The following is an 18,355-nucleotide window of genomic DNA, read 5'->3' as shown; positions in this document are numbered from 1 at the left end:
TCGGGCTGCTTCGGCTTCAAACCGTCTTTTGGGAGAATTCCGCTGGGACCGGCGGGGTTTGTCAGCACCAGCGCCTTGACCGTGCCCGGCCCGTTGACCCGCACCGTGCGCGATGCGGCACTCTATCTGGATTGCACGGCGGGCGCTCATCCCTCCGACCCCTTTTCTCTCCCAGCGCCTGCGCAGTCATACCTGGCGACCATCGAGGATCTGCCGCCGCGCCTGCGCATCGCCTTCAGTCCGGATCTGGGTTATGCCAGGGTCCAGCGGGCGGTGATGGAAAGAGTCGAGGCAGCCGTGCAGCGGTTCGCCGCGATGGGGCACACAGTGGAACGGTGGCCCGACAAACTGCCCGATCTGGGGGACGCATGGACATCCCTGATCACCATGGACATCTGCGCCCAGCATGATGATATCCTGGACCGTTACCGGGACGCCATTGGAAAGGCCCTGATGAGCGTGGTGGATCGCACCCGGCGCCTGACCGTGGCGGAAATTGCCGTCATGCAGCGGATGCGGGCGGATCTGAATGCTCGCCTGGAAAGCCTTTTCGCGGGATTCGACCTTTTGCTCACCCCCACCATGCCCACCGAGGCCTTTGCCGCCGGCGGGCCGCCGCCGGCCGAGATCGACGGGCATCCCATCCCGCTTTTGGGCGCGGTGGCGTTTACCTACCCCTTCAACCTTTCGGGCCATCCGGCCGCATCGGTTCCGGCCGGCCTAACCCCCGATGGCTTGCCCGTCGGCCTCCAGATCGTCGGCGCGCGTCTTCGTGACGAACAGGTTCTGCAAGCGGCCCGTGCCTATGAACGGGCTTTCCCGTGGAATGAACGATGGCCGATGGATGGGGATTGAAAACAGACGGTTTTGCAAGTTTCCATTGTGTGTTACGAATCCATCGAGACTGGATGCCTTGCCAAGCCGCCGAAAAATTAATACGCAATGGGGTGGGCCCGTGAAGAGCGGCCTTCGAAGACGGTGGCCAATCCGTAACGGCCCTCATCGGCAATATCCACGGCCGAAAAGAGTGTCGGAGCCATGCTGGCCGCCTGGAACCGCTGCACGCGGTTCAGGAGGGGACAGGTTGCCGCACATTTGTTTTTATCTTTTTTCCGGTTGGGACAGTCGCGACAGGGAGAGCGTGTCATAAAGCCTCCTTTCCGTGTGTTCCGCAAGGGGTGATGGGCAACGCCCGTTTTTCATGAACGGCATCGGATCAAAGAACATGCCGCGCCGGATGCGCCCAAATACTGTAGCAAAAATAATACCATCTTGAAACAAGATGAAATCATTAATAAAGTTTGAAATTCAGCCGGAATGTTTGGAAACATTTCTGACAGATTGTAAAAGCGGCAATCTTTTTTCCATAAAGGAGCCTGTACAATGAAACCCGTCAAAACCGTCCGTATCCTGGGGGCTGGTGCCATGGGCGCGGCCTATGCGGCCATGTTCACCGATGCCCCTGGATTTTCCGTGGCCTTCATTGCCCGGGGCGAACGCTATATGCGCCTGAAAAACCAGACCTTATCCGTAAACGGAAAATTATACCCCGTTGCCGTGGTGCACCCTGACCAAAACCCTGAACCGGCCGATCTGATGCTGGTGGCCCTCAAGCACCACCACCTGGCGGCTGCCGTAAAGGATATCGCCGCCCTGGCAGGGCCTCAGACAGCGATCCTGTCGGTGATGAACGGGCTGGAAAGCGAGACGATCATCGGCCGGGAATGTGGCCTGGACAAACTGGTCAATGCCGTTGCCGTGGGTATCGATGCACAGAACCAGAACGGCCGCTTCGCCTACGCGAACCCGGGCAAAATCATCTTCGGGCCCATCGGTACGGGTGATGGCGGTCCCGACCTGGGGTGCATCCGGGAAGCCTTCAACCGGGCAGGAATCGATAATGAGGTGTCGCCGGACATCCAGCGGGCCATGTGGTGGAAATTCATGATCAACGTGGGAATCAACCAGGCCTCGGCCGTGCTGCGGGCACCTTATGGCGTCTTTCAGTCGTCGCCGGATGCGCGGGCGTTGATGCATGCCCTGATGCGCGAGGTCATCACCCTAGCCGCCAAGGCAGGCATCGATCTGACGGAAAACGATCTGGCCAAGTGGGATGCGGTGCTTGCCCGTGTAAGCCCTAAGGGCAAAACCTCCATGCTGCAGGATGTAGAGGCGTCGCGCAAGACCGAGGTGGAGATTTTTGCCGGCAGCGTGGTGGCCATGGGTCGGGCCGAGGGGGTGCCCACACCGGCAAACGCGTTGGTACAGCACATCATCAAGGCAATCGAAAGCCGTTATGGAACATAAGGCCGACGATCGATCGTGAGAGCCCTCCCTTTTTAGCGGGAGGGCGGCAGGACGGTCTGACTCAGCGGCACGTCATCGAAGCGGACATCCCGGACCATCGCATCCCGGGCGATTTTGAAGACACTGCCGAAGGACATGACTGCGAGTCCCCCTTCGTCCAGGATCTCACACTGTCCCTTCAGAATCGCGTCGCGACGCTCGGAAACCCTGGCCATAGCCTGGATAAGACCCTGTTTGACCGGCCGCAGAAAACGGCTCTCCAGGGAAATCGTGGCAAAATGGGTGCCCGGGGCCACGATGCTTTTGATGGCCATGACCACGGCGGTATCGGCCAAGCTGACCAGTGCGCCGCCGTGCATCAGCCCGGCCCCCTGGGCCAGGGATCGTCGAAAGGGCATCTGCAGGTGCGCTTCCCCGTCCTCGGCCTTGAGGATTTCCATGCCCAGCAGCTGCTCGTAAGGAGCACAGCTGATCCAGGCCGGCATGCTGAACCGGTGGGGTCCATTTTCGTCGTTGGCATTCATACCGGCGGTTGTAGCAGACTTTCCTGAAAATGCAATCGTCAATCCCGGCCTTGACGAATCATGGGAACGGATTGACGGTGAACATGAGGGGCCTCACTCCTCGGCCTGGAAACTGCGGATGATGTAGCCGCCGGATTTTTCATCCGGCTCCAATTCCATGAGACCACGGCTGGCCGCTTCGTCAAGCAGGCGCTTGAATGAGCGGAACCCGTAATAGGATTCGTTGAATCCCGGGCGGCGGCGCTTGAGGGTCTGCTTGACCATGGACCCCCAGATCTTCTCTTCCGAACCGCGCTCCTCGGCCAGGGCCTCCAGGGTTTCCATAACCAGGTCCAGAGCCTCCTGGACCAGCAATTCCGGATCGTCCTTCTTGGTGTCGGCCGCCGGGGTCTTCACTTCCTTGGGCGGCTGCTTGCGCGCCGGCTTTTTGGCTTTTTTCTTTTTCCGCACCAAATCATCGTAATAGATGAATTCATCACAGTTGGCGATCAACAGATCCGAGCTGGAATTCTTGACCCCCACCCCGATCACGTTCTTGTTGTTCTCGCGCAGCTTGCTGACCAGGGGCGAGAAATCCGAATCTCCACTGACGATCACGAAGGTATCCACGTGAGATTTTGTGTAGCACAGGTCCAGGGCGTCGACCACCATGCGGATATCGGCAGAATTCTTTCCAGACTGGCGAACGTGGGGAATCTCGATCAGTTCGAAGGCCGCTTCATGCATGCCGGCCTTGAACTCCTTGTAGCGCTCCCAGTCACAGTAGGCTTTTTTGACCACGATACTGCCCTTGAGCAGCAGTCGTTCGATCACTTTATTGATGTCGAACGGGGCATCGCGAGCGTCGCGGACGCCCAGGGCGATATTTTCGAAATCACAAAATACGGCCAGGTTGGCCGTTTCCAAACTTTTGGTCATGGTTTCCTTTCCAGAATCGTTCCATTGCGATTGGATTTACAAAGCGCAAAACCATCTTATCTTCAATTCCGTTCACTGCCAACATGAAAGGAGATCGTGATGGTTGAGCTTCACGCCACATCCAGCCCATATTCCCTCGATACTGTCAACCTACATGTCGACGACCCGGACCTGGATATCGTCGCGGCCAGCGCCATGGCCAAAACCACGGCCCGAAAGATGGACAGCAATGCCATGATGCTCGCCTACCACAGCAACAAAACCGGGACCTTCTGGCCCAATTATGAATGCGGTGGTAGCGGGCAACCGCCCTGGCTCGTTTTTGCCGAAGCCCGAGGCTACAACCTCAAAATCGACATCAACGACGGTGAGTATGAGTTTTTCTACATTCGCTTCTAATCGGTGTTAAGCCGATAATCCCCCTTAGGCATCGTCTCGGACGCATTAAGCGCCCGTTTCCAACTGTTCCGGCTTCCTTAAAACGCCGCCTTTTCATGAAGCCATCGGAAAGACGGCGTTTCTCATTTTTCCTTCGGCGGGTCGCTAGGGCAAATGGGAATAGTTGGTTGGACGCCAAACCCTGCATAACCCCACGATTTCAAAACCCATTGAAAAACAAAAAAATCATGCATCCAATTGTTTTTTTCTGCTTTATCATTGACATTTGACGGATGGTGTGATCGTTAATTTTCCTCGGCTCTTCATAAAGTCATGTAAGTTGATCCAACGAAAAGATTGAAAACGGCGCCCAACCACAAATGGTAGATTTGGGCTCAGGCTTGACAGACTGTGTTTGTAAAAGTCGAACGCCACAATAATGTTCTGAATTTACAAATATTATTCTGTTTTTTTGCTTGATCCGAAATAAGTTATTTGCGCATGGGCTCCAAATAGGAATCATTTTTTGTCTATAATTCTATAAGGAGGATCACATGTACGGGTTAGCGGCAATCCAACAGGCCAATGGATGGGCCATGGCAGGAACTGGAGCCTGCATCGTTCTTTCAGGTTTGGCAATTCTTGCCACTCTAATTTCATTGGTGCCTCACCTTACCGGTTTATTCGAGCCAAAGGCAGCTCCAGTGCCTCAAGAAACACCGGAAAAGGATACTACTCCCTCGGTTAATGTTCCAGACAAATTGCCTGATGATCTGAATGACGCCTGCACCATTTTTATGGAGATTAGTGAAAGCCTGGGAGATGAATTTACCTTGGAAGATCTCCACCGGCGATGCAAGGAAGTGAATGTAGCGCACCCTCATTTTTCGATTAATCGATTTCGCGATGCTGGCGTGCTTATCTCTTGTGGCGAAGGCTTTTTCTGTTGGAAACCCAAATCTGAATAATCATCGAGGACACAACTAATGGATTTATTGATTCAATTTCTCACCAATACAGGCTATTATCTTGCTGACTACCGTCATTTTCTAATGTGGGGCATCGGCTGCTTTTTTCTCTACCTCGCTATCGCGAAAAACTACGAACCCTTATTGCTGTTACCGATTGGCTTTGGGGTTCTAGTCGGCAATGTTCCCTTTTTCAAGGGGTTCGGTCTTGGGATATATGAAAACAACAGTGTTCTCCACTATCTTTACTTCGGGGTAACCACGGGCGTTTACCCATCGATCGTTTTTCTGGGGCTTGGCGCCATGACGGATTTTACATCCCTGCTCGCGCGTCCAAAGCTCATGTTGCTGGGCGCCGCGGCCCAGATGGGAATCTTTTTTACGCTGCTGAGCGCACTCGCACTGGGTTTTCTGCCAAAGGAGGCCGGTTCCATTGCGATCATCGGCGGCGCGGACGGCCCAACATCCATCTTTTTGACCGCTAAATTGGCACCTCACCTGATTGGCCCGATCGCCATCGCAGCCTACTCCTATATGGCTTTGATTCCCATCATTCAACCGCCCATCATGAAATTATTGACAACCGAGGCCGAACGTCGGATTCACATGCCGGACATGCGGCCGGTTTCCCAAAAAGAACTGATGATCTTTCCCGTCATCGGCCTTTTCCTGTGTTGTTTTCTCGCACCGGCGTCGATTCCTCTCTTGGGAACCTTCTTTTTTGGAAACATCATGAAAGTGAGCGGCGTCGTGGATCGTCTCGCGAATACCGCCAGGACCGCCATCATCGACACCGCGACAATCTTTTTAGGCGTAACCGTCGGTGCCAGCACCCAAGCCGATGTATTTCTCACCGGGAAATCCATTGGAATTTTCTTTTTGGGAGCCATTGCTTTTAGTATTGCAACCGCATCCGGGCTTATCTTCGCAAAAATACTGAACTTATTTTCAAAAGAAAAGATCAATCCGCTGCTTGGCGCCTCCGGCGTTTCCGCCGTTCCCGGCTCCGCAAGAGAGGTCCATATGATGGGCCTAAAATCCGATCCCACAAACTATTTGCTGATGCATGCCATGGCATGCAACTCTTCTGGTGTTATCGGCTCCGCCATTTGTGCCGGTATTCTGTGGAGTTTCCTTGTTTGATAAAGCTTTGACAAACGGTTAATCAAAAAGGGAGGCTCACGGCCTCCCTTTTTGATTCCATCGCTTCGGAAAGCGCCAGGTCAACCGCCTTGCCGGCATGAATAAGGGTCGTATCGTAGAGGGGCACCATTGTGTCGCCTTGGTTGATCAACAGGCCTATTTCCGTACACCCCAAGATCACCCCCTGGGCGCCCTGGCCTGCCAATCGATCGACAATCTCCACAAAAGTCTGTTTGGATGCTGAATTGATGTTCCCCAAGCAGAGTTCTTTGTAAATGACCTCGTGAACCATCCGGCGGTCATCTTCATCGGGAATCAGGACATCAATGCCAAACGTCTCCTTCAACCGCGCCTTGTAAAAATCCTCTTCCATGGTGAAGGCGGTGCCGAGCAGGCCAACACGTTGAAGGCCTGCCAGGCGGAGGGCTTCGCCTGTAGCGTCGGCGACGTGCACCAGGGGGATCGTAACGGCAGCGGCGATAGACTCGGCCACCTTGTGCATGGTGTTGGTGCAGATCAACAGAAAATCGGCCCCACCGGTTTCAATCTGCCGGGCCGCCTGCGAGAGAATATTGGCTGTTCCCTCCCAGTCACCGCTGTGCTGCAGCTTTTCGATGGGGTCGAAATCCACGCTGTAAAGCACGATCTTGGCCGAATGCAGGCCGCCCAGACGCTTTTTCACGCCTTCGTTGATGACTCGGTAATAGGTCAGGGTACTTTCCCAGCTCATGCCGCCCAGTAAACCGATCGTTTTCATGACACTCCTATAAAAAAAGCCGCCAGTTACGGCGATACGTCGCAACTGGCGGCTTCAGTCAAACGGGATGGGGGCTCAAACGAATGCCTCAAGCCCCGTATGATTTAGGCTTGTTTTATTTTAAAGCCACGGCGATGCGATAACAGCGCAGACAGCGCTCCGCCTCCTTTACGGCCTGGCTGAGGCTGAGGCCGCCTTCCACCTCGCTGAAGTCGTTGATCCGCGTTTCCGGCGGCAAGACCGCCGGATCGGCACGGTGGGTGATACCGTCAAAGACAAAATCCTCGTCCGGCTCGAAAACACCGCCGCCATTGACCAGGGTCTGGAGGACCTCCGACAGTGTCGCTTGGCACTGCCCCTGTTCGATGTACTGGGCGATGTGCCGCGCGGCCTTTTTACCCGCAGCCAGGGCGGCAATGAGCGTTGCCGGACCGGTGATACAGTCGCCACCGCCGAAAACGGACGGCGTACGCGACTGAAACGTCATTTGATCGACAATCAGGGTTTTCCAGCGGGTCAGCGAATCCTCTTCGGGAAGCACGCAATCCACCACGCAGATCTGGCCAACGGCCGGGATGATGGCATCGCAATCGATCACAAAATTGGAACCTTCCACCGGAACCGGACGGCGACGGCCGGAAGCATCGGGTTCGCCCAGCTCCATACGCTGACATTCCAGTCCGGAAACCTTGCCATCGGTGTGCTTAATGCTGACCGGCGCCACCAGGTAATGAAATTTAACACCCTCTTCCTTGGCTTCCTCGATCTCCTGGGGATCGGCCGGCATCTCGGCCTCGGTACGCCGGTAGAGAAGGTTGACATCGGTGAAACCGACGCGCAGGGCCGAACGCACGCAGTCCATGGCCACGTTACCCCCGCCGACGACCACCAGCTTCTTACCTTCCACCGGGCAACGGCCGCGAGAGACTTCGGCCAAAAAATGGATACCGGTCATAAAGCACTCATAGCCGGCATCTTCTCCTTCGCAACGCATCTTGGATGATTCCGGAGCACCCACAGCCAGGAATACCGACCGATAGCCCTCCTTCGCCAGCGCTTCGATGGTGATATCTTCGCCAACATTGACACCGTAACGAATTTCAGCGCCGAGACGCTCCACATCGGCAACTTCATAATCCATGATGTCGCGCGGCAATCGGTAGGAAGGAATCCCGTAGGTAGCCATACCGCCAGCCGTTTCCTGGGCCTCGAAAATCGTGGTGTGGTAGCCCATGGTTCCCAGATAATAGGCACAGGACAATCCGGCTGGACCGGCACCGACAATCGCGACCCGTTCCGCTTTATATTCTGCCGGCGGCTGCTGAAGCGACGGTGCACCGGTGCGCATCTCGTTGTCGGCCAAAAAGCGTTTCAAGGCACGGATGGCGATGGGTTCGTCGAGACGCCCGCGGCGGCAGTTAGCCTCGCAGGGGCGCACACAAACGCGGCCAATGGTGCCCGGCATGGGGCAATCCTTTCGCACACAGGCCAATGCCTGATCAAAATTTCCCATGCGGATCCCTTCGACATAACCCGGGATATCCACATTGGATGGGCAGGCACTGATACATGGGGCAGTCACTGCCGCTTCGTAGACTTGTTTGGCAACCTGCCGTTTTTCGTGAATCGTTGCCACGAATTGATCCGCATAGCGATCCATGATTTCCAACGTGGGCCGGGCAAGGCAGCGTCCCACATCACAGCGCGCCGAATCGGAAATGAACACCGCTACCCGGCGGATCTCATCCAGATCGCCCATCTGGCCGTCACCAGCGCAAATGCGATCCATGATCGCAACAAGCCGCTGTGTTCCCTCGCGACAAGGCGTGCATTGGCCACAAGATTCCTGGGCAACCTTTTCCAGATACGCCCGCAAAAGGTCTACGGCATCGGTCGTTTCATCCCAAACCACCATGCCTTTCCATCCTAGCATGGCCTTGAATGGAGTGGAACCGTTCGAATCGGCAGCCGCTTTTCCCAAGAGCCCGATAAGCTGATCGGACCAGCCTTCCCAAGTGCAGAGCACTGGCGCTTTCATGAGGCATCACCTTTCGTTTTGCAGAAACAGAAGGATTTCAAATCCGTCAACAAATTGATTACCTGGAAAACAATGAAGTTTGAAGGATATTTCCTTACTACAAAAAATGTTCGGAGGTCAATCCAAGAGACCGTTTCTTTTTCTTTTTCCATGACCATTGGGGGCCAAATACCCCCCAATGCCTCTCGGGTCTCGGTAACCGTTCTTGTTTTTTGAGCAGATCAGGCCAGAAATGACCACTGGTTACTTTTTGTGCCTGGCTTTTCTTTTCTTGGTGGTTGTACATGAAGCGTCACAAGCCTATACTACCATGAAACAGAAAACAAAAATGGCCTTGCCGGGTAACGACATTACAATTCGGTCAGATCTTAATAAGGAGAAAATCATGCAGGCACCCCATGATCCCGAAAAAAACTGGATCGAAGTGTGGGATATCCCAACCCGCTTCTTTCATTGGCTGCTGATGATCCTGGTGACGGTGTGCTTCGTCACCGCAAAACTGGGGGGGAATGCCATGACCTACCATATCAGCAGCGGCCTTGGCGTCCTGGGTTTGCTCATCTTTCGGCTGATTTGGGGAATCATCGGCAGCCAAACGGCCCGTTTTAGTCAGTTTATCCGCAGTCCGATGGCTGCTTGGCGATATGGCCGGTCCCTGATGAAAAATAGCCCCCACCCCTACCTGGGCCACAATCCCTTGGGCGGATGGTCCATCCTGGCCATGCTTCTGGGGCTGCTACTCCAGGCAACAACCGGTCTGTTCGCCAATGATGAAATCTTCACCCATGGACCGCTTTACGCCTGGGTCAGTGATGCAACCAGCGGTGAGCTCACCCATATCCATCTTATCAATCAGGGAATTATCCTTGGTTTAGTGAGTCTGCATGTTCTGGCTGTGGTATTCTATTTCGGGGTCAAGCATGAAAATCTGATTCTACCGATGATCACCGGCCGCAAATCAGGAATGCACTTCGAAGAGACACAAATAAAAACGCCACCCATGGGGGTGGCGTTACTGGCCTTGGCCTTTTCAGCGCTCATCGTCTATTTGATTGGCAAATGAATAGAAAATTCATCTGTTGCGAAAATTACCGTGACAAGCTTTGCAGGTTTTGGCCACAGCCCCAAACTGAACCTTGAGCGCATCCATCTTACCACCGGCAGCCACCTGGTCGAGTTTTATCGCCTCTTTCTCAAAGGCGGCGGCGTCTGATTTGAAGGTTCCCGTATCTTCGAATACTTTTGAACTCATGGTGGTATCCCCGTTGTCAGTGCCCGGCACCAAAAAGGCTTCCCAGGGCAAAGGTGCCAACATGGCCACCACCCTGGCATCCTGTACAATCGTTTTGTCTTCGGAAGCACCCCCCAGCGCCGCACCAATTTTTCCAAAATGGTGCCCCAGCAAAATCATGACCGCTTGTCGGTATTTAATGGCATCTTGCGGTTTGTCAAACTGAGCATAGGCCATACCGGCTACCACGATGGTAAGCGTCAAGCAAATTACATAAATAAAACGTTTTCGCATCACAACTCCTTTCATATTCTTGATGGTTGTCTGTACAAAAAGTCCCCTCATCGAGGATTGAACCTGATTTTGAACCGAAGAATACATTAATGAGATGATGAGATGATGCTCGAACTGTAGAAATTAAGAAAAGTTACCATGAAGAATTCGTATGAGCAACCATCAAACCGACGGCATCCCCGCCCATCCAATTCTTCCGTACCCATCTATTGTTTCAATCCTTCATACGCGTTGATGGGTTCCGCCAGCGCGTCGGGTACGTCGACCACCTTTTTTGTCTGGTAATCAAAAAAAGGTAGGTCGTTGATCCGGTTGCACAGATGTTACCGTCTCGATTAATCTGAAAATTCAGGATGACGGCCTTAGGCTTGATCTCACCAACCCGGCATTCTATGTTGATTTGATCTCCCAGACGTAGCTCGCGTTTGTAAGCGCATCGCGTCTCGGCGACGATCAGATCAATGCCGTTGTTATCTCCCGCCACCGCGTGACCGAACATGGCAAAATAGCTGACACAGGCCTGATGGAAATAATAAAAATACTTCTCATAGCCGACATGCTGATATTCGTTAACCTCTGTCTCTAAGACTGGAAGATCCAAAGAAAAGTGAAAGGGTGTCAATTTAGGCAACGTCAACTCCATTCATTAAGGTGAAATCGGGTTACTCACAAGTCCGTCAATGCTGGATAATCCGTATACCCCTTGGTGCCGCCCCCGTACATTGTCTCCACATCCAGAGGATTGAGGGTGGTATCCTCGCGGAAACGGGAAACCAGATCCGGATTGGCGATGTAGCCTTGCCAAAAGCCACCGCATCGGCGATTCCATCCTGCAGCAACTGCGTTGCCGTCGCCTTGGTCAACTGTTCGTTGGCGATCAGCATCCCACCAAACGCTTTTTTTAACGATGGCGTCAACATCGGCTCATTCGGGTGTTCCCGCGTGAAAATAAACGCAATCTTGCGTTGCCCCAGCATATTAGCGATATAGCCAAAGGTTTCCGCCGGATCATCATCCCCCATGTCATGAGCATCCCCGCGGGGCGCCAAATGGACGCCGACGCGGCCGGCACCCCAGACGTCAATCGCTGCATCGGTAACTTCCAGCAGCAGTCGGGCTCTGTTTTCAACGCTGCCGCCGTATTCATCGGTGCGGTGGTTGGTGGAAGTCTGCAGGAACTGGTCTAATAAATAGCCGTTGGCGCCATGGATCTCAACACCGTCAAAACCGGCCTTCTGGGCATTTTCCGCGCCTCGCCGGTAGGCGGCGATAATGCCGGGAATTTCGTCTATCTCCAATGCACGAGGAACGACATAGGCTTTTTCAGGACGCACCAAACTGACATGCCCTCTCGCCGCAATGGCACTGGGTGCTACCGGCCGTTTCCCCTCCAGGTAAAGGGGATCGGAAATGCGGCCCACATGCCATAACTGCAAGACGATTCGGCCGCCAATCTGGTGAACCGCATCGGTAACCAATTGCCAGCCGGCCACCTGGGCCTCGGACCAAATCCCGGGCGTATCCGGATAGCCGATTCCCATAGGATCAACCGACGTGGCTTCACTGATGATCAACCCTGCAGCCGCACGCTGGGCATAATATTGGGCCATGAGGGTATTGGGAACGCGTCCTTCGCTGGCGCGGCAGCGAGTCATAGGTGCCATAACAATACGATTAGGAAGAGAAAGCGCGCCCAATTGAACCGGATCGAATAATGTTATCATAGAAACTCCTTTGGCAGCACAAAACCCGAAACCAATACACGATAATTGGCATCCCACTGCACTTTTCCAAATTTAGACACATTGTCCGTATCAATCGACTGTTAAATACCGATTGCCGGAGCTACCAAGATTCTGAATGCCCAATAAGATAGTGCCAATTTGGTGCTATGCCACCCTTTTCAGATTTTTCCGACCCTGACGTCAGAAGATTAGTGAACATGGGGTTTCCTGAAGTGATCATCCACGAGCAACCCACTATATTTAATGACGAAAAGCGGTGTTGGGTGGCCTTAACTCATTTGTTCAAAATAGCATAGCCCGGCGGGTAAGCGGGTAAATAGACGGGTTGGCTGCAAGGAGCCGTACAAAGCAAGGGAGGGGTGATGAACGGCTTGGACGCCGCAGAACAATTCACCACCCGACCCCACCTTTTAAGACGCAACATGACAGAACAGCGGAAATGATTCCCGATATCAGATAGTTATCCAATTGTTAGTTGGCGTTCGTCTGGTCAAGCAGCTCAACAACGTCAATACCCCATATTGACTGTTTTTTCTTGAACGTCATCCCCGGGGATACGCGATAGATGCCGTAAGTGCTCTTAATATCCGAGTTCTTGATACAGGTCCAGGAACCGTCAGGGTTTCTCCGGAATTCTTTAGGCGATACGATTGCCGTTGGTTGCATAGCCGAGCTCCTTTCTTTTTTATGCGTAAACATGTTTTGATGAATTAAATTCAGTTAAAACATCTATTGTATATCGGTCGTCATTTCTTTCAAAAATAAAAACAATCCTGCCGACTTAAAAAGGTATCCTTACTCTGTTGATATGGAAAAGACTGTCCCAAACGAACTATCAGGAAAAAATATTTTCAAGTAGATATAGCTACAATGTATACACAATATGAATGTTTTAATAAAGCAAAAAATTAAAACAAACCACGTATTTGACTACCGTTTTTATTTAGGATTAAAAAAATTGTATTTATTTTTAAATAGTTATTTTTTATTTCTTTTTCTTCTTCGGGCGGTAGTAGTGAGTCGCCGTGCCATGAAAAATATCAGCGGCCTCTTTAAACGTCTCTGAAAGTGTCGGATGGGGATGAATGGTCAACCCTACATCGGTGGCGTTGGCCCCCATTTCCAGAGCCAACGTCGCCTCGGCAATCATCTCCCCGGCTCCTGGCCCAACGATACCTACGCCCAGAAGCCGTTCAGTGTCCGGTTCGATAATTAATTTAGTGATGCCGTCATTGCGGCCCAGAGTGACCGCCCGTCCCGAAGCGGCCCAGGGAAAGCGCGTGACCTCCACGGTAATACCTTTTTCCTTGGCGTTACTCTCGGTCAACCCAGCCCAGGCCACTTCCGGATCAGTAAAAACCACCGCCGGGATGGCTACTGGATCAAAAGCCACATTCTTCCCGGCAATGCTCTCAACAGCAATCCGTGCCTCATAAGAAGCTTTGTGGGCTAACATCGGTTGACCGGCCACGTCGCCGATAGCAAAAATCGTTTCAACCGATGTCCGACACTGGGCGTTTATCCGAACAAAACCTTTATCGTCTACATCAACACCTACCACATCAAGGCCCAAGCCAGTCGTTTGGGGCCGGCGTCCCACGGCTACCAAAATACGCTGAAAGAGTTGTGTACTCGTTTTCTCTACGTTTTTAGTTTGAAAAGTCACTTTAACGCCATTCTTCTGAGGCTTGACCGCTGCCACTGTAGTATCCATTAAAATCGCTTTGAAGCGATCTTTTAATCCTTTCTGCAGGAAACGCACCAGATCCCGGTCTGCATCGGCCAACAAATGTGGTGACATCTCCACCACAGTCACGTCAGTCCCCAAGGTGGCATAAACACTGCCCAGTTCCAAACCGATGTAGCCACCACCCACCACCAGCAGGCTTTTTGGAATCGTTTTTAGATCCAAGGCGTCTTTGGAATTCCAGATATGGACGTTGTCCACCGGGAATAGGGGTAAATCGACTGCCTGAGATCCCGTCGCCAGAATGGCAAAATCAAATATCAATGTGCTGGTGTTGCCATCAGCATCGGTCAGAATCAGGTTATGGGCATCGGTAAAAGCCGCTGTGGCCCGCAGGTAGGTAATTTTGCGTTGGGTCACCAGACGCCCCAAACCACCGGTCAGCCCGGCAACCACATCCGCTTTCCACTGGCGCAGCGGTCGATATCAATTTTGGGTTTACCGAAAGAAACGCCCCAATTTTCGGCTTCTGCCGCATCGTTGATTAGCCGGGAAACATGCAATAACGTCTTGGATGGAATACAGCCACGATAAAGGCAAACGCCTCCCGGATTTTCCGCCGGATCAATAAGGGTTACGGCCATTCCCATGTCAGCGGCCAAAAATGCAGCCGCGTATCCGCCAGGACCAGCGCCAATCACAGCTACGTGTGTTGTCTTTTCATCCATCTAATATTCTCGCTTTCTTCATTTGGTGATGCGAACACCACGCACCGTTCAATCCAAAAAAAGGGTTAAGGGCTGTTCCAATCCATCACAGATCCACCGCAGAAAACGTGCTGCATCGGCACCGTCGATGATGCGATGATCATAGGAGAGCGATAAGGGAAGAATGGTTCGCGGTTCAAAGCGATCCTGAACATATATTGGGCGAATTGCCGAACGGCTGATACCCAAAACGGCCACTTGGGGCCAGAGCACAATGGGTGTGAACCCAACCCCGCCGATACCCCCCTGGTTAGAAATGGTAAAAGTGCCCCCTTCCATTTCATCGGGTTTTATTTTTTTATTACGCGCACGTGTCGCCAAATCCGCGATGGTTCTGGCTAATTCAATAATGCTTTTACAATTTGCATCACGAACCACTGGAATAAGAAGACCCCGGGGGGTGTCCGCAGCTATCCCAATATGAATGTATTTTTTAAGGATAATGCGGTTATTGACCACATCAACACTGGCGTTAAACCGTGGAAAACGTCTGAGCGCTTCCGCACAAATACGGACCAAAATGGCTGTCAACGTCAAGCGGACACCGATTTTCTCCGCCTGTCGAGTGTTTTTTTCAATAAACGCCATCACACCGCTAATATCGGCTTCATCAAACTGAGTGACATGGGGTATGGATTTCCAACCCGTCATGGTACTTTGGGCCGTCAGCCGTCGAACGGTTTTCATTTCCTCAATATCCACTTCACCCCAGCGGCTAAAATCAGGTAGACTTGCCACCACACCCGAAATGGCCATACTGGCTTCTCTCCCTGCCTCTGGCATGCGCTGATGCACATGTGTCTTGACATCAGATTCGCTGATCCGCCCAGCTGGACCGGAGCCACACACAGAGTGGATATCGACACCCAGTTCCCTGGCGATTCGCCGAATCGAGGGAGTAGCTGGCGCCGGAGGGCGCTCCAGCAATGACCTTTCTGGCGGCACTGCCTTCTCCAAATTTGATAATTCGGTCGCAATATTGATCGCGTTGTTTTTGGAAACGGTCGGCGTAGCGTTTCACTATCCACCTTAGCGATAACATCACCCACGTGCATCCGGTCACCTGGGCAGGCAAGCACGTCCACAACCCGGCCGGCAATCGGCGATGGAATCTCAACCAGGGCCTTATCAGTCTCCAGTTCGATAACCGTATCGTCCACTGCGATTATATCCCCGACCTTAATATGAACCACCACAACCACCCCAGCTTCGACATTCTCACCGATTTCTGGAACCTTGATGACATCCATCATGGTTTCTCCTTCAATTAGAAAAGTCGGAATCTATCGAGATACAGAAAATAAATAAACCGCTATCACTTCGGTATAGATATATTGGGATACAGACACCCGGCTGTCAACAGATAGGGAAAGCTTGACAACTAATTGGAAGAGGTTGAAAAGGATTAGAATTATATTGACAGAAAAATAGATAAAGGTTTCGCAATTCCAAATTATTGGATTAAAATTCAATTAAAACGGAATGATAAAAACGAATCACATACAGCCTCATTTTTAAACGATTAGACATGAATCAATACCACAAGTTGATCAACCTATTATCTTTCAATAATCAGGCTCTAAGAATCCATAATGCCATCCATCCATTTTCTGTAATTTCTTCTACCAAAGAAAAACCTGCTTTTTCATATTGATTGATAACAAATTTACTCTCCCCTTCTTTAATTCCAGATAAGATTATATCACAATGCATGTTAATTATATGTTGTATCTTTTTGCTGATTTCTAAAAGAGTAGGGGTCCGAAGATTCGCCAAAATAAGATCATAAGAACCTGTTAACTTACTGATACTTGTATCACTAACAATAATTTTATGAGATAAATTGTTAATACAAATATTTTTTTTAGCATCAAAAAGAGAACAGGGGTCGTTATCTAAAGCGACCACCGATTTTGCCCCTATCTTAGCTGCAATTATAGCCAGCACACCCGATCCTGTTCCAATATCCAAACAATTAATTTTATTTCTTTTTAAAATTATTTTTTCTGAATAAAAATATTTATCCATTAATTTAATACATAAGCGTGTCGTTGGATGATCTCCCACTCCAAATGAACTACCTCTATATAAAGAAACAACATGGTATTTTTCAGAAAAATAGTTTGAATTAGATGGTTTTAAAACAATATTCTGAGAAACCAGGGTTGGCCGGTCATATGATACTTCTATATTTGAACGGCCATACTGAGATGAATAAGTAAGAATTCCATCGTTAATTAATTTTTTTATTACCGATTTTAATTTTTTAACTCCCGAAGGATGGTTACAATTAAATATTTTTTTTAACTCATTAAAATCAACTTTGTGGTTTGCTAAAGCAATATACCGTATTAATTCTAATGATTGAGTCATCACCCGAAGATATTTCCTTCCTTATTATTAGACGATATCGTAAAAAACCCGATATCGGCGTTAAGCTTCATCCTTCGTCACTGCGGCGTACGCAAAAGTACGCCGCATTCCTAAGGACTCGCAAGCCTTGTTATCGGGTTTTTTACGATATCGTTTGGGACGCGGATTTTTATGAATCTATTAACCCTGCTCTTTTCTGATAAGTTCATTGTGCCAAAGGGCGAAATCATACATCGCTATATAACGATCATCATCATTAACTATCCCAATGGCCATATCTAAAACACCGCGGCCATAATTATTTGAATATTGATCCATTGATTTTGACTGTAAAAATTCACGAACAAGCATTTGCGCGGTACGCTTACTTTTATCCCGTCTGATATCAATAGGATCTTTTGGTTTTTCAAATGGATCCCATTTGTCATAACCAACTTTTTCTATAATATATTTTTGTCTTTTTGGCGACATAGAGTCAAACACGGATTTTTTTTTATCTGCATCCGAAAGTAAATAATTCATTTATTGACCTCTTTTTCACCTTTTCTTTATTCTTTATCTTTTTTTACGCCTAAATAGGATTCATCAAAAACAGTTAACAATGACATAGAAAGCGGCATCAAAATTTTATCCATCTGAGTATATGAAGATTTTATAGTCTTAACCAATTTAGATGAAAGATCATTTAATTTCAAATAAATTGCATCAAGGTTAACGGTTGGATAGCTCTGCCCCTCTTTAAACATCGATAATCCACAGGTATGACCCCTCCCTCCAATAGAAGTAGGAATCCCGTACAATCGACAAGTAATAGGTCTAAATTTATATAAATCACATAGGTTTTCATTATTTAATAAAGGACAACGAGATCTTTCGGCAGCTAATTCAAACAAGACCTGATCTTCGGTTTTATCGCCAGATTCAATAGATCTAAATGAATCTCGCTTTAAGCGGTATAGTTTTCTATCTACTTTGTTTGCCTCTTCTAAAATCAAAGCTCTTTTTGTCTCAGGAATATTTTCTATAAATTTATAATTTATATAAATTGCTTCAACTAACGTTAAGTCAAATAATGCATGACAGCAATCTGAGCACTCTTTTTTACAGTTTATACATTCAGGGAATTGATTACATACAGATTCAAAAACCTGATCAACCTGACTTACAATATTTTCATATTCTGCAAAAATTAACTCTAATTCCGGTATCATCATGATCGATCCTC

20 protein-coding genes and 2 pseudogenes are annotated in these 18,355 nt (G+C 50.3%); 6 read left to right on the top strand and 16 right to left on the bottom strand.

Features of this window, described 5'->3' with window-relative positions; all coding sequences use genetic code 11:
• On the top strand, positions 1-855 hold an 855-nt coding region (locus JCM12296_RS05005; protein ID WP_218187970.1), incomplete at its 5' end, for an amidase.
• Between the two features lie 77 nt (positions 856-932).
• On the opposite strand, the gene JCM12296_RS05000 is transcribed toward JCM12296_RS05005, so the two are convergent.
• On the bottom strand, positions 933-1,148 hold the full coding sequence (locus JCM12296_RS05000) for a hypothetical protein (RefSeq protein ID WP_054690635.1): 216 nt from the start codon (positions 1,146-1,148) through the stop codon (positions 933-935).
• A gap of 235 nt (positions 1,149-1,383) precedes the next feature.
• Here JCM12296_RS05000 and JCM12296_RS04995 point away from each other — a divergent pair, with 235 nt between their 5' ends.
• Positions 1,384-2,307, top strand: a complete 924-nt coding sequence (locus JCM12296_RS04995) for a ketopantoate reductase family protein (protein WP_054690634.1) — start codon at positions 1,384-1,386, stop codon at positions 2,305-2,307.
• Positions 2,308-2,339: 32 nt separating this feature from the next.
• On the opposite strand, the gene JCM12296_RS04990 is transcribed toward JCM12296_RS04995, so the two are convergent.
• The gene (locus JCM12296_RS04990) at positions 2,340-2,792 is read right to left on the bottom strand and encodes a PaaI family thioesterase (RefSeq protein WP_246803998.1); all 453 of its coding nucleotides are present in this window, start codon (positions 2,790-2,792) and stop codon (positions 2,340-2,342) included.
• A gap of 132 nt (positions 2,793-2,924) precedes the next feature.
• Positions 2,925-3,749, bottom strand: a complete 825-nt coding sequence (locus JCM12296_RS04985; RefSeq protein WP_054690632.1) for an NYN domain-containing protein — start codon at positions 3,747-3,749, stop codon at positions 2,925-2,927.
• Between the two features lie 99 nt (positions 3,750-3,848).
• On the opposite strand from JCM12296_RS04985, the gene JCM12296_RS04980 reads away from it, so the two are divergent.
• From JCM12296_RS04980 to JCM12296_RS04970, 3 genes are all read left to right on the top strand, one after another.
• Entirely contained in the window at positions 3,849-4,148 is a 300-nt protein-coding gene (locus JCM12296_RS04980) for an AF1514 family protein (RefSeq protein ID WP_054690630.1), read from the top strand.
• 533 nt (positions 4,149-4,681) lie between these two features.
• On the top strand, positions 4,682-5,095 hold the full coding sequence (locus tag JCM12296_RS04975) for an OadG family protein (protein WP_054690629.1): 414 nt from the start codon (positions 4,682-4,684) through the stop codon (positions 5,093-5,095).
• Positions 5,096-5,113: 18 nt separating this feature from the next.
• A complete protein-coding gene (locus JCM12296_RS04970; RefSeq protein ID WP_054690627.1) occupies positions 5,114-6,238 on the top strand; it encodes a sodium ion-translocating decarboxylase subunit beta in 1,125 nt (374 codons plus the stop codon).
• Positions 6,239-6,260: 22 nt separating this feature from the next.
• Here JCM12296_RS04970 and JCM12296_RS04965 read toward each other — a convergent pair whose 3' ends face one another.
• Both JCM12296_RS04965 and JCM12296_RS04960 read right to left on the bottom strand, forming a co-directional pair.
• Positions 6,261-6,995, bottom strand: coding sequence for an aspartate/glutamate racemase family protein (locus tag JCM12296_RS04965; RefSeq protein ID WP_054690625.1), 735 nt, complete (start codon positions 6,993-6,995; stop codon positions 6,261-6,263).
• A gap of 115 nt (positions 6,996-7,110) precedes the next feature.
• Positions 7,111-9,033, bottom strand: coding sequence for an FAD-dependent oxidoreductase (locus tag JCM12296_RS04960; RefSeq protein WP_054690623.1), 1,923 nt, complete (start codon positions 9,031-9,033; stop codon positions 7,111-7,113).
• A 385-nt stretch (positions 9,034-9,418) separates the two neighbouring features.
• On the opposite strand from JCM12296_RS04960, the gene JCM12296_RS04955 reads away from it, so the two are divergent.
• Positions 9,419-10,096 carry a cytochrome b/b6 domain-containing protein gene (locus tag JCM12296_RS04955; protein WP_054690621.1) on the top strand — a complete coding sequence of 226 codons (678 nt, stop codon included), beginning with the start codon at positions 9,419-9,421 and terminating at the stop codon, positions 10,094-10,096.
• A gap of 9 nt (positions 10,097-10,105) precedes the next feature.
• Here the strand turns inward: JCM12296_RS04955 and JCM12296_RS04950 are convergent, their stop codons facing one another.
• The 11 genes and pseudogenes from JCM12296_RS04950 to JCM12296_RS35940 all read right to left on the bottom strand — a co-directional run bounded on the left by JCM12296_RS04950 (position 10,106) and on the right by JCM12296_RS35940 (position 18,344).
• Positions 10,106-10,558, bottom strand: a complete 453-nt coding sequence (locus JCM12296_RS04950) for a c-type cytochrome (protein ID WP_054690616.1) — start codon at positions 10,556-10,558, stop codon at positions 10,106-10,108.
• A gap of 214 nt (positions 10,559-10,772) precedes the next feature.
• Positions 10,773-11,189 carry an acyl-CoA thioesterase gene (locus JCM12296_RS04945; RefSeq protein WP_054690615.1) on the bottom strand — a complete coding sequence of 139 codons (417 nt, stop codon included), beginning with the start codon at positions 11,187-11,189 and terminating at the stop codon, positions 10,773-10,775.
• Between the two features lie 46 nt (positions 11,190-11,235).
• Entirely contained in the window at positions 11,236-12,282 is a 1,047-nt protein-coding gene (locus tag JCM12296_RS04940; protein WP_246803997.1) for an alkene reductase, read from the bottom strand.
• Between the two features lie 1,006 nt (positions 12,283-13,288).
• Positions 13,289-14,446: a dihydrolipoyl dehydrogenase family protein gene (locus JCM12296_RS47055; RefSeq protein ID WP_218187969.1), complete on the bottom strand. Its 1,158-nt coding sequence runs from the start codon at positions 14,444-14,446 to the stop codon at positions 13,289-13,291.
• Positions 14,431-14,718: an FAD-dependent oxidoreductase gene (locus JCM12296_RS47050; RefSeq protein WP_218187968.1), complete on the bottom strand. Its 288-nt coding sequence runs from the start codon at positions 14,716-14,718 to the stop codon at positions 14,431-14,433. The genes JCM12296_RS47055 and JCM12296_RS47050 overlap by 16 nt, the downstream gene beginning before the upstream one ends.
• Before the next feature lie 48 nt (positions 14,719-14,766).
• Positions 14,767-15,513: a 2-oxo acid dehydrogenase subunit E2 gene (locus JCM12296_RS04925; RefSeq protein WP_246803996.1), complete on the bottom strand. Its 747-nt coding sequence runs from the start codon at positions 15,511-15,513 to the stop codon at positions 14,767-14,769.
• A 57-nt stretch (positions 15,514-15,570) separates the two neighbouring features.
• Positions 15,571-15,702, bottom strand: a pseudogene (locus tag JCM12296_RS50180) (E3 binding domain-containing protein); the annotation flags it as partial.
• Positions 15,703-15,845: 143 nt separating this feature from the next.
• Positions 15,846-16,007: pseudogene (locus JCM12296_RS50175) on the bottom strand (biotin/lipoyl-containing protein); the annotation flags it as partial.
• A 322-nt stretch (positions 16,008-16,329) separates the two neighbouring features.
• Positions 16,330-17,130: a 50S ribosomal protein L11 methyltransferase gene (locus tag JCM12296_RS35945; RefSeq protein WP_083455844.1), complete on the bottom strand. Its 801-nt coding sequence runs from the start codon at positions 17,128-17,130 to the stop codon at positions 16,330-16,332.
• A 180-nt stretch (positions 17,131-17,310) separates the two neighbouring features.
• A complete protein-coding gene (locus JCM12296_RS04910) occupies positions 17,311-17,652 on the bottom strand; it encodes a hypothetical protein (protein ID WP_054690603.1) in 342 nt (113 codons plus the stop codon).
• A gap of 26 nt (positions 17,653-17,678) precedes the next feature.
• Positions 17,679-18,344: a YkgJ family cysteine cluster protein gene (locus JCM12296_RS35940; protein ID WP_083455843.1), complete on the bottom strand. Its 666-nt coding sequence runs from the start codon at positions 18,342-18,344 to the stop codon at positions 17,679-17,681.
• Positions 18,345-18,355: the final 11 nt, after the last annotated feature.

Origin of the sequence: Desulfosarcina cetonica JCM 12296 (assembly GCF_001311845.1) — a bacterium.
Lineage (GTDB): Bacteria > Desulfobacterota > Desulfobacteria > Desulfobacterales > Desulfosarcinaceae > Desulfosarcina > Desulfosarcina cetonica.
This window is presented reverse-complemented; position numbering and strand designations above follow the sequence as displayed.